Source organism: Wolbachia endosymbiont of Protocalliphora sialia (assembly GCF_053891855.1).
This window is the reverse complement of record NZ_JAIUJX010000020.1, coordinates 1-13,977: the sequence shown is the minus strand read 5'-3', so window position 1 is coordinate 13,977 and position 13,977 is coordinate 1. Positions and strand designations below refer to the sequence as shown.

General features: G+C 34.3%; 19 protein-coding genes. 14 read left to right on the top strand and 5 right to left on the bottom strand.

Annotated elements, in window-relative coordinates:
• Positions 1-152 precede the first annotated feature (152 nt).
• The 13 genes from LB100_RS05635 (at position 153) to LB100_RS05575 (ending at position 8,653) form a co-directional block, all read left to right on the top strand.
• A complete protein-coding gene (locus LB100_RS05635; RefSeq protein WP_264337384.1) occupies positions 153-713 on the top strand; it encodes a hypothetical protein in 561 nt (186 codons plus the stop codon).
• Positions 706-1,881, top strand: coding sequence for a phage tail sheath subtilisin-like domain-containing protein (locus LB100_RS05630; protein ID WP_264730520.1), 1,176 nt, complete (start codon positions 706-708; stop codon positions 1,879-1,881). Before LB100_RS05635 ends, LB100_RS05630 begins: the two co-directional genes overlap by 8 nt.
• An 11-nt stretch (positions 1,882-1,892) precedes the next feature.
• Positions 1,893-2,399 carry a phage major tail tube protein gene (locus tag LB100_RS05625; RefSeq protein WP_264337382.1) on the top strand — a complete coding sequence of 169 codons (507 nt, stop codon included), beginning with the start codon at positions 1,893-1,895 and terminating at the stop codon, positions 2,397-2,399.
• A gap of 95 nt (positions 2,400-2,494) precedes the next feature.
• Entirely contained in the window at positions 2,495-3,358 is an 864-nt protein-coding gene (locus LB100_RS05620; RefSeq protein ID WP_264337425.1) for an Rpn family recombination-promoting nuclease/putative transposase, read from the top strand.
• 131 nt (positions 3,359-3,489) lie between these two features.
• Positions 3,490-3,747, top strand: coding sequence for a phage tail assembly protein (locus LB100_RS05615; RefSeq protein ID WP_264337427.1), 258 nt, complete (start codon positions 3,490-3,492; stop codon positions 3,745-3,747).
• A 109-nt stretch (positions 3,748-3,856) separates the two neighbouring features.
• Positions 3,857-6,163 carry a phage tail tape measure protein gene (locus tag LB100_RS05610; RefSeq protein ID WP_456201672.1) on the top strand — a complete coding sequence of 769 codons (2,307 nt, stop codon included), beginning with the start codon at positions 3,857-3,859 and terminating at the stop codon, positions 6,161-6,163.
• Between the two features lies 1 nt (position 6,164).
• The gene (locus tag LB100_RS05605; RefSeq protein ID WP_143689935.1) at positions 6,165-6,512 is read left to right on the top strand and encodes a phage tail protein; all 348 of its coding nucleotides are present in this window, start codon (positions 6,165-6,167) and stop codon (positions 6,510-6,512) included.
• A complete protein-coding gene (locus LB100_RS05600; RefSeq protein ID WP_096676762.1) occupies positions 6,509-6,718 on the top strand; it encodes a tail protein X in 210 nt (69 codons plus the stop codon). The genes LB100_RS05605 and LB100_RS05600 overlap by 4 nt, the downstream gene beginning before the upstream one ends.
• Entirely contained in the window at positions 6,719-6,964 is a 246-nt protein-coding gene (locus LB100_RS05595; RefSeq protein WP_456201671.1) for a hypothetical protein, read from the top strand. It abuts the gene before it with no gap.
• 80 nt (positions 6,965-7,044) lie between these two features.
• Positions 7,045-7,668 carry a hypothetical protein gene (locus tag LB100_RS05590; protein WP_456201670.1) on the top strand — a complete coding sequence of 208 codons (624 nt, stop codon included), beginning with the start codon at positions 7,045-7,047 and terminating at the stop codon, positions 7,666-7,668.
• A gap of 33 nt (positions 7,669-7,701) precedes the next feature.
• On the top strand, positions 7,702-8,217 hold the full coding sequence (locus LB100_RS05585; protein ID WP_244226858.1) for an ankyrin repeat domain-containing protein: 516 nt from the start codon (positions 7,702-7,704) through the stop codon (positions 8,215-8,217).
• Between the two features lie 156 nt (positions 8,218-8,373).
• Positions 8,374-8,538 (top strand): hypothetical protein, encoded by a 165-nt coding sequence (locus tag LB100_RS05580; RefSeq protein WP_456201674.1) that lies wholly within the window; start codon positions 8,374-8,376, stop codon positions 8,536-8,538.
• Entirely contained in the window at positions 8,471-8,653 is a 183-nt protein-coding gene (locus tag LB100_RS05575) for a hypothetical protein (RefSeq protein WP_456201673.1), read from the top strand. Before LB100_RS05580 ends, LB100_RS05575 begins: the two co-directional genes overlap by 68 nt.
• Here LB100_RS05575 and LB100_RS05570 read toward each other — a convergent pair whose 3' ends face one another.
• On the bottom strand, positions 8,654-9,175 hold the full coding sequence (locus LB100_RS05570; RefSeq protein WP_208571685.1) for a phospholipase D family nuclease: 522 nt from the start codon (positions 9,173-9,175) through the stop codon (positions 8,654-8,656). It abuts the gene before it with no gap.
• Between LB100_RS05570 and LB100_RS05565 the strand changes: the two genes are divergently transcribed.
• Positions 9,174-10,082: a patatin-like phospholipase family protein gene (locus LB100_RS05565; RefSeq protein ID WP_456201669.1), complete on the top strand. Its 909-nt coding sequence runs from the start codon at positions 9,174-9,176 to the stop codon at positions 10,080-10,082. The two genes, LB100_RS05570 and LB100_RS05565, sit on opposite strands and share 2 nt — an antisense overlap.
• Positions 10,083-10,162: 80 nt before the next feature.
• Here LB100_RS05565 and wmk (LB100_RS05560) read toward each other — a convergent pair whose 3' ends face one another.
• The 4 genes from wmk (LB100_RS05560) to LB100_RS05545 all read right to left on the bottom strand — a co-directional run.
• Positions 10,163-11,089 (bottom strand): WO male-killing family protein Wmk, encoded by a 927-nt coding sequence (gene wmk / locus LB100_RS05560; protein ID WP_456201668.1) that lies wholly within the window; start codon positions 11,087-11,089, stop codon positions 10,163-10,165.
• An 89-nt stretch (positions 11,090-11,178) separates the two neighbouring features.
• A complete protein-coding gene (wmk, locus tag LB100_RS05555) occupies positions 11,179-12,099 on the bottom strand; it encodes a WO male-killing family protein Wmk (protein ID WP_264686027.1) in 921 nt (306 codons plus the stop codon).
• 65 nt (positions 12,100-12,164) lie between these two features.
• The gene (locus LB100_RS05550) at positions 12,165-13,358 is read right to left on the bottom strand and encodes a hypothetical protein (protein ID WP_456201667.1); all 1,194 of its coding nucleotides are present in this window, start codon (positions 13,356-13,358) and stop codon (positions 12,165-12,167) included.
• 170 nt (positions 13,359-13,528) lie between these two features.
• Positions 13,529-13,977, bottom strand: a 449-nt coding sequence (locus tag LB100_RS05545) for a JAB domain-containing protein (RefSeq protein WP_456201666.1), incomplete at its 5' end; no start/stop codon positions are given.

Genomic DNA, 13,977 nt, shown 5'->3' with positions numbered 1-13,977 from the left:
CGGATCACTTTGAAAAAAATGGTCTAGACAAATGGGTGCATTATACAATTTTCTCACCACAGGGCTTGAGGTAGATGTGGAAAGGACGCTCAGGGGTTGGCAATGTCCAGGGTTAGAACGAACTGATCAAATATGGCAATGAGGAGGAATTTGTGACTATTTATATACGTTTTGAAAACCACAAGCAGATTGAAACAACAATACTTGAAAACAAGCCAACAGGAAATGATTGGTATGAAGCGCCAAAGAATTTTGATTGGCAAAAAAGTTATTGTTTAACAGAAGGAGGAGAAATTGCTCAGCGAAATCAAGAAGATATTGAGTTGGAGTTACTGGATAATGCAAAGCTTTCTGCACTTGATAGTATGCGTTTTTATTATGATAATCATACTCACCAATACGCAGGACATTCTTACCAGAAGTCTAAATCTTATGAGATTCAAGCGAAAGCCGCAGAGAACATCTTAGCAGCACCAGAATCTATGAATGCAAAGGATAAAGAAATTATAGAACCTTTAGCAAAAGTCCGTGGTATTACGGTTATTGAAATGGCAAGAATAATTGAGGAAAAAGTGAAAAAAGCAGTAAAAGCGATAGTGAAATGCGAGGAGTTGGAAGACATGGCGAAGAGGAAAATTGAAGAAGCCAAGAGTGAACGAGAGCTAGAGAACTTACTAAACGATTTTAAACAAAAGATGCAAAGAAATGGCTGAAGAATTTTTGCACGGAGTAAATGTTATTGAGGTAACCTCAGGGGCAAAAACAGTACGTGCAGCTAAATCATCAGTGATAGGTGTAATCGGTACTGCACCTGAAGCTGATGAGCAAAAATTTCCGCTAAATAAACCAGTGTTAGTTGCAGGAAGCTTAAAGGAAGCAGCAAAGCTCGGAAAGAGTGGCAGTTTACCTTCTGCAGTAAATGGAATATTTTCCCAAATCGGTGCAACAGTAGTAGTTATTCGAGTTGAAGAAAGTGAAAACAGCGATCCAAAATTAAAAGAAGAAGAGACGCTGAAGAATATAATTGGAGGAGTTGATAAAGAGACTGGAGAGTATCAAGGGATAGAGGCATTCCTCAGTAGTGAAAGTATAGTTCATGTTGCTCCAAGAATATTAATTGCACCTCAGTTTACTTACCAACTACCAGAAGATGCAGTGGTTGCAGCATTAATTCCTATAGCAGAAAAGCTGAGAAGCATAATAGTAGCAGATGGACCAAATACCAATGATGAAGAAGCAATCAAGTGGAGAAAAAGTGTAGGCAGCTCAAGAGTTTACGTAGTTGATCCATGGATTAAGGTATTTATTGAAGGAAAAGAAGAAATTTTGCCAGCAAGCCCATTTGTAGCTGGTTTAATAGCAAAAGTAGATAGCGAACAAGGATTTTGGCACTCACCTTCAAATAAAGAGATAAATGGTATTGTTGGAACAAGCAGGCCTATTGATTTTACGCTCGGTAATACAAATTGTAGAGCAAACCATTTAAATGAAAATGAAGTAACAACGATAATTCATCAAAATGGCTATAGGCTTTGGGGCAATAGAACATGTTCAAATGACTCGAAATGGGCTTTTCTGTCAGTGAGAAGAACGGCTGATTTAATTAACGATAGTTTACTTAGGGCTCATTTATGGGCAGTTGATCGCAATATCACTAAAACTTATATAGATGATGTGATTGAGGGGGTGAATTCTTATTTGGCCAATTTAAAAGCCCAAGGAGCGATTATCAGTGGAAAATGCTATGCAACTCCCGAACTCAATACACCGGCGAATATTGCAAGCGGAAAAGTATACTTTGACTTTGAGTTTACACCACCATATCCGGCTGAGCAAATAATATTCAGATCCCATCTTGTAAATAATAGTGTAATAAGTTAGGAGAAAGCGAAGTGTTACCCAAAATACTGAGAAATTTTAACGTATTTGTAGATGGTCGTGGTTATGCAGGAAAAATAGATGAAATGACCCTACCAAAACTTACCATAAAAACAGAAGAATATCGAGCTGGTGGTATGGATATTCCAATAAATATTGATATGGGCATGGAAAAGCTTGAAGCAGATTTCACTTTTTCTGAATACGATACAGAACTCTTTCGGCTATTTGGGTTGATAAATGGAAATTCAGTATCTTTGACGCTCAGAGGTGGAATGCAAGGGAGTGGTAGTAACGATATTGAAGCTGTAGTAATCAATCTAAGAGGCATATTCAAAGAATTTGATTTTGGTAGCTGGAAACCTGCTGAAAAAGCAACGCTGAAGTGTACTATAGCTGCTCATTACTATAAACTTACTATAGGTGGTAATGAATTAATAGAGATCGATGCTGAAAATATGATTAGAAAGATAAATGGTGTTGATCAAATGGCCTTGCTGCAAACGATTCTAGGGATTTAATGGAATAGATGGATGCTTTTTCATACAACCACTTTTTTATTGAAAAATTACTAATAATACTGTATAATTATTAACGGTTTTTAGGAATTTTTGCTATGGCTTTATCTAAATTTCTCGACCCTAAAAATGATATAGCATTTCGCCGTATCTTTGGTACTGAAAAGAATAAAGATATCCTCATTCACTTTCTAAATGATATTTTGAGCTTTACTGGCAAAAATGCAATACAGGATATAGAGTTTTTAAGTACTATTCAAGATCCTGATATTGCATCTAAAAAACAAAGTATTGTTGATGTGCTATGTAGAGATTCAACAGGAGTACAATGGATAATTGAGATGCAGGTCGCTAAAACCAAAGGCTTTGAAAAACGAGCTCAGTACTATGCTGCTAAAGCCTATTCAAGACAAGCTGACAAGGGTGATCAATACCATGATCTTAAGGAAATTATTTTTATTGCTATAGCAGATTGTATACTGTTTCCTGATAAGTCTGAGTATAAATCAAAGCACACTATTCGCGATGAAGATACTAATGAGCACGATCTAAAAGATTTTTACTTTGTATTTATTGAATTGCCTAAATTTCCCAAAACTAAAGAAGATCAGCTTTCAAATATAGTTGAGAAGTGGGTATATTTTTTTAAGCACGCTGACGAAACAGGTGAAGAAGAGCTGGAAAGGATAATAGGAAATGACGTAATAATCAAAAAAGCTTATGAAGAGCTAAATAGGTTCAACTGGTCAGAAAAAGAATTTATAGCCTACGAACAAGAGGTCAAGCGTATTCGTGATGAACAAGCTGTTCTTGCTCAAAAACTTGATGATGCCAAAAAAGAAGGAAAGATTGAAGTTGCAAGGGCGATGTTGACTAATAATGTTGATATTAGCACTATTGTCAAGTGTACAGGTCTTTCTGTCGATGAAGTTCAAGAATTAATTCAAGTTGAGGAAAAATAACCCCTACTATCATCTTTATATTGAGAAATTTAGTATAAAGGATCGTTAATCAAACACAAAAACTATAGTAAAAAAATTAGTTATGTAAAAGCCGATATAGACTTTTATTTAATTAATTTTTAAGGAGGAACATGCAAGCTATAACACTTAATAACCCAATAACAGTTGATGGAATTTCTGTCTCAGAGCTTACCATTAGACGTCCAAAAGTTAGAGATTATCTAGCTATTGAGAGACTTAATGGTAGTGATCTAAGTAAGGAAGTAACTTTGACTGCCAACCTGACATCAGTTGCAAAAGAAGCAATTGAAGAGTTAGATATTGCTGATTATGTGAAAATTCAAGAGGTATTAAAGGATTTTTTTTCACCGATTATCCAAAAAACTTGAGATTAGAAATACTAGTGCTTGGCTCTATCATAGGTGGTGGAGTTGAGCACATTCTTGATATGGAGATTAGTGAGTTTATTTTATGGAGCAAATTAGCTAGGGAGTTCAAATGTCAGTATTATCGATAAAAATAGGTGCGGTACTTGATGGCAGTTTTAATACTGTAATAAAGGGAAGCAGTAGTCAACTTACCCGTCTTGGTGAGAATATAAGAAAGCTTGATTCATCTTTAAAATCAGTATCAAAATTTAAGCAGTTGGGTAGTGATGTTTTGACTAGCAGGAGGTCGTGGAAGGGCTTTGAAGATCAAGTAAAATCTTTAGCTAAACAAATGAAAGCAATAGAGAAACCAAGCAAAACTTTAAAAGCTGAGTTTGATAAAGCTAAGTTTTCTGCAACAAAAGCAAAAGAAGCATATTTGAAAAAGAGAGATGCTTTGCATTTATTTAATGAAGAAGTAAGGAAAAGTGGAAGAAATATTAAGTCATTAGTAAGTGATCAATATAAACTTGGTTCTTCTATTGAAGTGCTAAAAGGTAAGTATGGTAAGCTTGGGTCTGCAATACGTAGTCACCAAAGTTTTTTAGCAAGTAAGACACATTTTAAGTCACAAATTATAGAGACTATTGGACTAGGGCTTTCACTTGCAGCACCAATTAAAGTTGCTATTGACTTTGAAAGTGCTATGGCTGATGTTACAAAAGTAGTTGATTTTGATGAAAAGACAAAGGAAGCTGATAAATTTGCAAAAAAGTTAAAAGAGATGTCACGTACTGTACCATTATCAGCCGCAGAACTGGCACAAATAGCTGCAAGCGGTGGTCAACTTGGTATCAAAAAAGAAGATCTTTTCAAATTTACAGAAACGGTGGCAAAAATGTCTACAGCATTTGATATGTCTGCAGAGCAAGCAGGTGATTCCATAGCTAAACTCTCTAACGTTTATGGAATTGATGTTAGTGAAATGGAGCACGTTGGTAATGTAATCAACCACTTATCAGATAACACTGCTGCTAAAGCAAAAGATATGGTTGAAGCTCTAGCAATAGTTGGTGGTACTGCAAAGCAGTTTGGATTAAAGTTTGAACAAACCAGCAGTTTAGTAAATGCTTTCATTAGTTTAGGCAAACAACCAGCAAAAGCTGCAACTGCTATAAATGCTTTACTTTCTAAGCTTCAAACTGCTGAAGGACAAGGAAAAGAATTTAAGGCAGCGCTAGAAGAAATGGGTATAGCCACAGAAGAAATGGTGCAAAGAATAAGTGAAAATGGGGAAGAAGCATTACTCTACTTTTTTCAAACTCTAAAGAAAATGGATAATCAGGAACGTTCTACAATCCTGATGAAACTTTTCGGTCAGGAATATCAAGATGATATTGCATTATTAGCTGGAAGTTTTAATAAGTATGAGGATGCAATAAAGTTATTGGCTAACACAGAAAAGTACGGAAGCTCTCTGCAAAAAGAATTCAAAAATCGTGCAGACACTACAGCCAATAAATTAAGACTCCTTCGAAATGCAATAGCTGAAGTTGGTATGAACCTGGGCTCGGTGATGCTGCCTACTTTAAAATTTATAGCTGAATTTTTACAAGAAAAAACTAGATATATAGCAGAGTTTGCAGAAAAATATCCAACCTTAACTACAGCAATCATGGGAACTATAGCAGCTTTAATAAGTTTAAAAATTGTAGCAGTAGGACTAGGATACGGATTTACATTGCTAGGAAGTACGATTTTTAGTCTGAAAGCAAACCTACTTGGAGTATTTTCATTTTTATCAGCTACAGTTTTTCCTGCAGTAGTAACAGGACTAAGAGCAATAACACTCGCTATAATGAGTAACCCGATTGGATTTTTAATAGCAAGTCTTGTTACTGGTGCAGCTCTTGTTGTGACTAACTGGCAAAAGGTGAAAGACTTTTTTTCTAGCTTTTTGGAATACATAAAATCACTCATTAAACCTATAGGAGAAGCCTTTTCATGGATAGAAAATACAGTTAGTAGCATATTTGCTAAAAATAGTCCACTGAAAGAATTTGAAAAAAGAAAAAGTATTGTTACTGAAATAAAAGCAGTACATAGTCCCCTAAAGAGTAATATTCTCAACAGTGGAAATCCTTTGCTAGGTAACAGTATAATTAAAGAATTTTCCAATAGAAATCAGAATAGCTTCAGAATCAAAAGCCTTATTGAGGAGAAAAAGTTTACAGAGAGTGATAATGATAAGATATTTGCAAAGAGTAAATTTGAAAATAAAGAACAAAATAAAACTCAGAACATCACTAATAATTATACTATCAGCATTAAAGCAGAGCCAAATCAAGATGTTCGTAGTCTTGCAGATGAAGTAATAAAAAGGATAAGAGAAAAGTCACGTGATGTTTTATTTGATACCATAGACTCCGTTTATTAAAATGTTGTCTCTTGGCCCTTATAAATTTGCTCCAACAAGTTTAAAGTATAATAGAGAAAATCGTTGGAGTACAATTGAGTGTATTGAAAATATACCACTATTACAAAATATCGGTCAAGGCATAGAAAATATAGATTTAGAAGGAACGATTTATCCACATAATCTCAACGGGCTAAATCAATTAAAGAATATGAAAGAAGCTGAAAACCCACATGTTTTAGTAGATAGTTTAGGTAATATTTTAGGACAATTCGTAATTACCAAGTTAGAAGAAAAGCAGATGTATTTTTTACCTAATGGACTACCAAGAAAAGTTGAATTTAGTTTGAGTTTGAAGAGCTATAGATGACTATATATTATTTAGCCAAAGAAGGAGAAATGCTAGATCTGATTTGCTGGAAACATTACGGATTTACGGATGGAGTAGTGGAATTAGTACTAGCAGAGAACTTAGGTTTGGCAGAATACGGAAGCTTTTTACCGGCAGGATTAAAGATAAAGCTCCCTACTATTCAAAAAACAATACAAAAGTCAAAATTGAAGATCTGGGAATAAATGCAGCCAGATTTTATAATAGATAAATGTGAATCAATTAAAGATAGAGTTATATCATTACGCCTTACCGATGAATCTGGGACAATAGACGATGTAGTTGAAGTGTGTGTTGATTACAGAGATGAAAACTTAAATATCCCAGATGAATTGAATATTTCTTTAGGGTATAGGGAAATCGGAGTGACGCCCATGGGTATTATACAGTTAATGAAATTACGGTACAGAGTCCACCTAAAACCTTACTAATAAAGGCTCATGCAACAAATTTAAGACTATCATTAAAGGAGAAAGTATCTAAAGAATGGCATCAAATTACTCTAGGTAACTTGGTTAAGGAAATAGCAGAAAAGCACGGATATGGATGCAAAGTTGCAGAAGAATTTGAAAATGTGTTGATTCCCCATATTAACCAAACAGAAGAAAGTGATATAAGTTTATTAACAAAAATAGCAATAGAACGTGAGGCAATGGCAAAGTTAGCTGGCGGATACATACTTTTTATTCCAAAAGGCAGAGCAAAGTCGGCAACTGGAAAAGCTTTAGGAACAACAGCTATTAGACCTCAAGACACGATAAATTGGAAAGTGCATTTTACTGTGAGTAGGTACAACTCAGTGGTTGCAAAATGGCATAGCTATGAAAGAGGTGAAACTATGTCAGAAACAGTTGGCTTTGGTAGCCCAAGTTATACTATACAAACGCTTTACTCTAATGTAGAATCAGCACTAAGTGCAGCAAATGCTAAGTTAAAACAATTAAAGCGAAATAATGCAGTATTGGATGTTACTATGCCTGGTAATCCAGAACTATTTGCAGAGGCAAAACTCAGTTTATTAGGGTTTCATCAAGATATAGACGGTGAATGGATAATTGACAGAGCAGAACATGTGTTAGATAGTTCAGGTTATCGCACTGTGTTATCAGCATCAACGTTAAGAAAAAATCAGTAAACCAAATGTTTAATGTTGAAAAAAGTATTGAATATGAACAGAGACTCAAGAAATAAGCTACATTTTTGGTGGTTTATAGTAACAGTAGTATGTGTTATTATTACCTATTGCTATACGAAAGCAAAAGCTACAGATAATTATAAAACAATATTGCGGATTGCATCTGAAAATTGTAACTTAGAAATTGCGAAGTTTTCAGTAAAAAATTTATTAGATATAGATACGCAAATTTTTAAACTTACTACACTACATTATGCTGCAGGAGAAGGATGCTTAGAAGTTGTCAAATTTCTGATAGACGAAGGAATTAATGTAAATATTATCAACGGGTATGGAAGTACAGCACTTCACAATGCTGCGTATCGAGGGGATTTAGAAATCATAAGGTTTTTATTGGAGAAAGGTGCAAATCCTACAATCAGAAATAAAGATGGAAAAAACCCAAGAGATGTAGCTGTGCTAAGATCACGGCACAATAAAGATAAACCATACGATGAAATTATACACTTGCTCTATAATGCTGAAAAGGAACACAAATCTGAGCAGTAATATTTCGTAACTGGGAAACAATAGGAAATATTTATACATGTCAAGTTTAAGATAATTTTTTTAGATTGATCCATAAATTACTAACCTTATTACTCAATTTCTAAAATAGTTTTTTCCATTTTCCTTCTTATGCCGCTTGCACTTAACTTGACGCTTATGAACACTACCAAACAAGAAATAATTGAAAGTCTTTTATTATACAATCAGGAAAAGCATGCAAAAACAAAAAATCCCAATCACAGTAATAATAACGATGGTAATACAGACCATAGCAACAATTTGGTGGCTCGCCAAGCTAGACTTACGGGTACACATGCATGATAAATTTATAGAGCAGAACAATGGATTGGCCGTTACGGTATATCGTCTGGAAGAACGGGTAAAGAATCTTTCTGAGGAATTAGATGAATTCAAAGCTAATTTGAAGTACAAGTAATTATTCTTCTACTTTTGGTGTGTAAGCATCAGATTGAGATTGACGATCCTTCCAGTTTTTGATGTATTGCTCGACTAATGGAGGATCTCCTGTTATAATTAGTAGATTCTCAGCGTTTTTTTTCTGTGCGGCGTCAGAGAAATTGAAAGACCCAGTTATGATTTTTTGGTTATCAATAATCATGACTTTATTGTGAGCGATTGCTGGTTTGAAATCAATATAAATCTTAATACCTTGCTCGAATAACTCATTGATGACACTATATTTTGAATGAATTTGCGACTTATCAAGAATTATCTTAACTTCTACACCTCGTTTTTTGGCTTGAATCAAGGACTCAGCAATAGGCTTTGAGGTAAATTGGTATGCTTGAACTAACACAGACCCTTTAGCATGCTCTACGGAATCAATTATTAGATTGGTGCAATTTTCCCCAGGAGTGAAACATACAGTAGTACTAGGACAAGAAACACAACCTGATAAAAGAGAACAAGTTAATAAAATTATTAAATATCTAAACATGATTAAATATATCCTTTCAGTTGATGGCGGAGGCATAAGGGGCATAATACCAGCCATCATTCTAGCAGAAATAGAAAAAAGAACAAGAAAGAGAGTAGCTGAAATCTTTGATCTTATGGCAGGAACCTCAACTGGTGGAATTGTTATAGCAGGATTATGTAAAAAAGATAAACCTCAATATTCTACTAATGATTTAGTCGAGTTCTATCGGGAATATGGACCATATATTTTTAAATCTTCATTTTTTAGGCGATCAATACTATCTTGGTTTAACTGCGCACAATATCCACATAAAAATATTGAATCTGTACTGGATAAATATTTTGGCGATGATATCCTTAAAAACACTTTAAGTAATGTGTTGATTACCAGTTACGACATTCAGAATAATTGCCCATTTTTCTTCAAAAGCTGGAAAGAAGGTAATATTAAGCTGAAAGATGCACTCAGAGCTGCAACGGCTGCACCTACTTACTTTGCACCTAAATATCTTAAAATCAACCACAAGGAAATGGTATTAGTGGATGGCGGGGTTTTTGCCAATAATCCAGCGGCTTGTGCATATGCAAGTGATAAGAGATTATTTCCAAATGATGATATTCTACTGTTATCGGTAGGTACTGGCAGAACAGATAGAAGCATAGCCAATTCAAAGAGATTGGGAAAAATAGGCTGGATAAAGCCACTACTACATGTGATGTTTGCCTCAAGTTTAGATGCAGTAAATTACCAACTTGATCAAGTTATAGCTGATAAATATATACGTATACAATCGCAATTAAAAGTAGCATCACCTGACATGGATAATATTACATCAAAAAATATCAAATCTCTTCAGCAAGAGGCAAAGGCAATGATAGAGGACAATCAGAAAGTGATAGAAAAATTCTGTAATATTATATCTTGATACGTCAAATTCTGCAGAGCTAAATAAGGATTTAGAATAGATAATATATTAACCATTTTTACTTATATCTTAAACGCAATTCAATTTTTACACTCATCAGCAGTTAGGCCACTTGCTCGCACAATAATATCAATAGCAACACCTTCCTTAACTAGATCTTTTGCAATCTTGATTTTCTCTGCTTTTTTAACCTTTTCTTTACCAGTTTGCATTCCTTCAGATAAAGATCTAGCTACCGTATCCAGTAATTCTTGATCCTCAATTTTTTCGCATTTACCTATAAACCCAAAAACTGGCTCATTTTCATATTCTGTTAGTCCAAGAGCTTTAATGTTAACTGATAATGTCTTTGCTATCTTATATAATATTTCAATTGGAATGTCTGTATATCCTCGTTCATAGTCGTGTATTTCTTTAGGTGTTGAACCTATTTTATTTGCCAAGTCCTCCTGAGTGTATTCCCGTATTAATCTCTGCTCTTTTATCCTTTTCCCCACTTTGTAGAGTATAGAATCAGTACAAATTTCTTCCTCTATATCATCATATTCGTAAGTAGATAAGCGAGTCACTTGGGAAATAATATCAACTGAAACTCCTTCTTTCACTAGATTCTTTGCTACTTCTATTTTTGCTTCTTCTTGGCTAATTTTCTCGCTAATATATACAAACCTTACTAATGGATACAGCTTCTTGCGTAATTCCTGATCCTTAATTTCTCTATGTATTTTTGTTAGATAGACTATTTCTTTATCCTCATCTTCATACCAACTGTTTTCTCTTAGTACTGTTGGTCCTGGAAGTAGATCTACAACATTGACTGACAATGCTCCTGCTATTATATACGATTCTTTGATTGTGATAGCCTTGCACCCTAGTTCAAAGTTATGTATTTCCTTATGTGTTAAACCAATTTTGCTTGCTAATTTTGCCTGAGTATACCCTTGTACTATCCTATAACCTTCTATTTTTTTCCCTAGCTCGTAGCTCAATATGCTCTGAATTATCATAGATAAATCCTCTAAAAGCTGTTTTTCCTACAGAAGCAAACATATATTCTATCACAAAAAAATCCACTATTGGCTAAGTTTTTATGAAATCACAAAAATTTCTCAATCATATAATTTGATAAGCCTGTCGTTTGCAAGATAATATCAACAGAAATTCCTTCTTTCACTAAATTCCTTGCAACTTCAATCTTCTTTTCCTCTCTGACCTTTTCTCTACAAACATGTATACTTTTAAATAAAGACTTGATTAGCATATCGCGTAATTCCCGACTCTCAATCTTTTTGTATTCTTCTATCAAGTTTGATAGCTTTTCTTCCGCTTCACTATCCTCATCTGATTCGGGAAGTAGATCTATGATACTGATTGATAATACCTTTGCTATTTCATCTAACATTTCAAGTGAGACAGCAGCTCGCCCTTGTTCATATTCGTATATTCCTTGATTTGTTATGCCAACTTTATTCGCTAAATCTTTTTGAGTATATCCTCGTATCAATCTCCACTCTTTTATCCTTTGCCCTACTTTGTATGGAATGGGAATTTTGTTCTCCTCATACTCACCAATAGATAAGTTAGTTGTTCGAGAGATAACATGAGCAGAAACTCCTACTTTCATCAAACCCCTTGCTACTTCCATTTTTACCGCTTTTCTGCTTCTTTCCTCACTCAAACGAATAAATTTGGTTAATAAATAAAATACCTCGCTTAATTCTTTATCCTTATACCCCTTTACTAAATTTAATATTTCTTTATCTTCAAAATATCTTTTTTCATTTGGTAGCGTCTCTCCACAAACTAGACCTTTAACATTTACTGATAATGCTTCTGCTATAGCATATAACTTCTTAATTGGAATTTTACGGTTCCCTTTCTCATATTGCAGTATTACCCAGTACTTTACACCAATTTTCTCAGCTAAACCCTTCTGAGTATAACCTCGCTCTAACCTCCAACTTTTTACTTTTTGTCCTACTTCATAATCTAGACTTTTTTCCACGCAAAAAACCATATATATAATATTTTCTACTATAGCTCAAAGGCTCCAGTAAACTCTGGAACCTTAAAATAAATGAATTAAAGTTCCCTAAAGGTTTCTTTACTACCTCCACATACCCTATTTACCCATGAAGACAATACTTCATCATTGTTAATCTCTTTTATAGCATACTTTTCATTCCATATGCCACATCTAGTGAAATTACCTTTCTCTACTGCTTCTTGAAGTTTCACTCCCCCAAAAAGGCAGTTTTTTCCTATTTCTTCGCCTCTTTTTTGTAACTCAGCCCACATTTCCTTGTTTTCTACTCTGACTTGTACTTGATCATATTTTTTTACATCGTGGTACAATATAATATTTAGCTGACCAATGCTTGTAGGAAATTGTAATATAATAGAGCTTTCATCTGACATATCGATATAGTTTCTTATACCTCCCTTCTCGCTTTTAACCTCAACTGCATCATTACCAATTTTTAAAATATTACTTCCTAACTCTCTCAGTATTTTGGCAACCTCTACTTTACTGTCCTCAGAAAATTCTATATATAATGTTGCATTGTCTATCTCGAGATCTATTAAGGATCCTTCTTGAACAGCACTTTCGCCAGCTTTTTCTAGTTCTTCTAGTTGCTTATCTATCTGTGGCTGAACTTCTGGTTGTAGCTCATCATAGATTTCACCTATCAGTTTATTCTGTAGTAGAGTATCATGAAACTCTGCACCGCTTAACATTAATTTACGTATTACCTTTTTACGATCAACCTTATCAAATTTATGAAAATGTGTACCTAACACTACATACTCTGAGAAACTCCATTCCCCATCATTACATGCATTTAGCCTTGTTCCATCACCTATTACTTCATCTATAACTTTGTTCATCTCTTTTGGGGTTTTTGCTTTTACCACTCCACTCTTAAACCAGCTCAACTTTTCACTTTCGCTTATACTTGGCTTTATTTTTTTCAAAGCTGAAGCAAATGGATTTTTATCTTCTTGATCACTTACAGGTTTTGTGCCATAAACATAGTCAAATCCTTTCCCATAGTTGATTTTGTTTTCGCGAACTTCTCTACCAGGGAAAGGTGCTATTTCTTCAGGCTTTTTAGCCTTATTAATTTTGCTTACAAAGGTGGATTGCTCCTTAGTACGACCAATTCCTACAATAGCATTTAACACCTCACCTTTTGATAATCTATCAAGATCAATGTTTAACTCGTAAGTACCTCCTTCTTGATCATCAAAAGGTACAATTATTTTATTAACCATATTAGCCTACGCTATTAAATATACTTTACTAAGTCTATAACCTACTTTATTACTTTATTATTAATTCAATATATACTTTCTCATTAATTATAAGCAATGATTAATGTGATTGCAAATACTTTCTTCATTCAAGTAGTTAAACAACTCATGAAAATCTTCAAACATCTGCTTTATAACAGTCCTTGCTCTTTAAAGCTAAAATACCCAACACTTGTGATGATAATGTGATCCAGCAACCTAATCCCTATAGTCTGACAAGCTTTAGCCAAGTCTTTAGTTACAGCTTCATCCTCATCAGATGGCTTTAACCTTCCTTCTGGGTGGTTATGCGATATTATTATTGACGTCGCTTTTCTTATTAATGCCTTTCTTGTTACTTCTCTTATGTAAAAAGGTACCTTATCCACTGTACCAGTGAACACTTCTTCCCCCTTTAAACGGCACTTTTGATCAAAATATATTATTTTCATCTTTTCCTCCTCTGAATAACCAATACTCACCCTCAAATATTTTACTATGGTTTCCAAGTTATCCATTACAGGTCCTTTCTTTAACTCTTCTCTTGGTACTCTCTTTGCAGCTTCCTTTAGGCATAAAATTACTGCTACTGTAGAGTCAG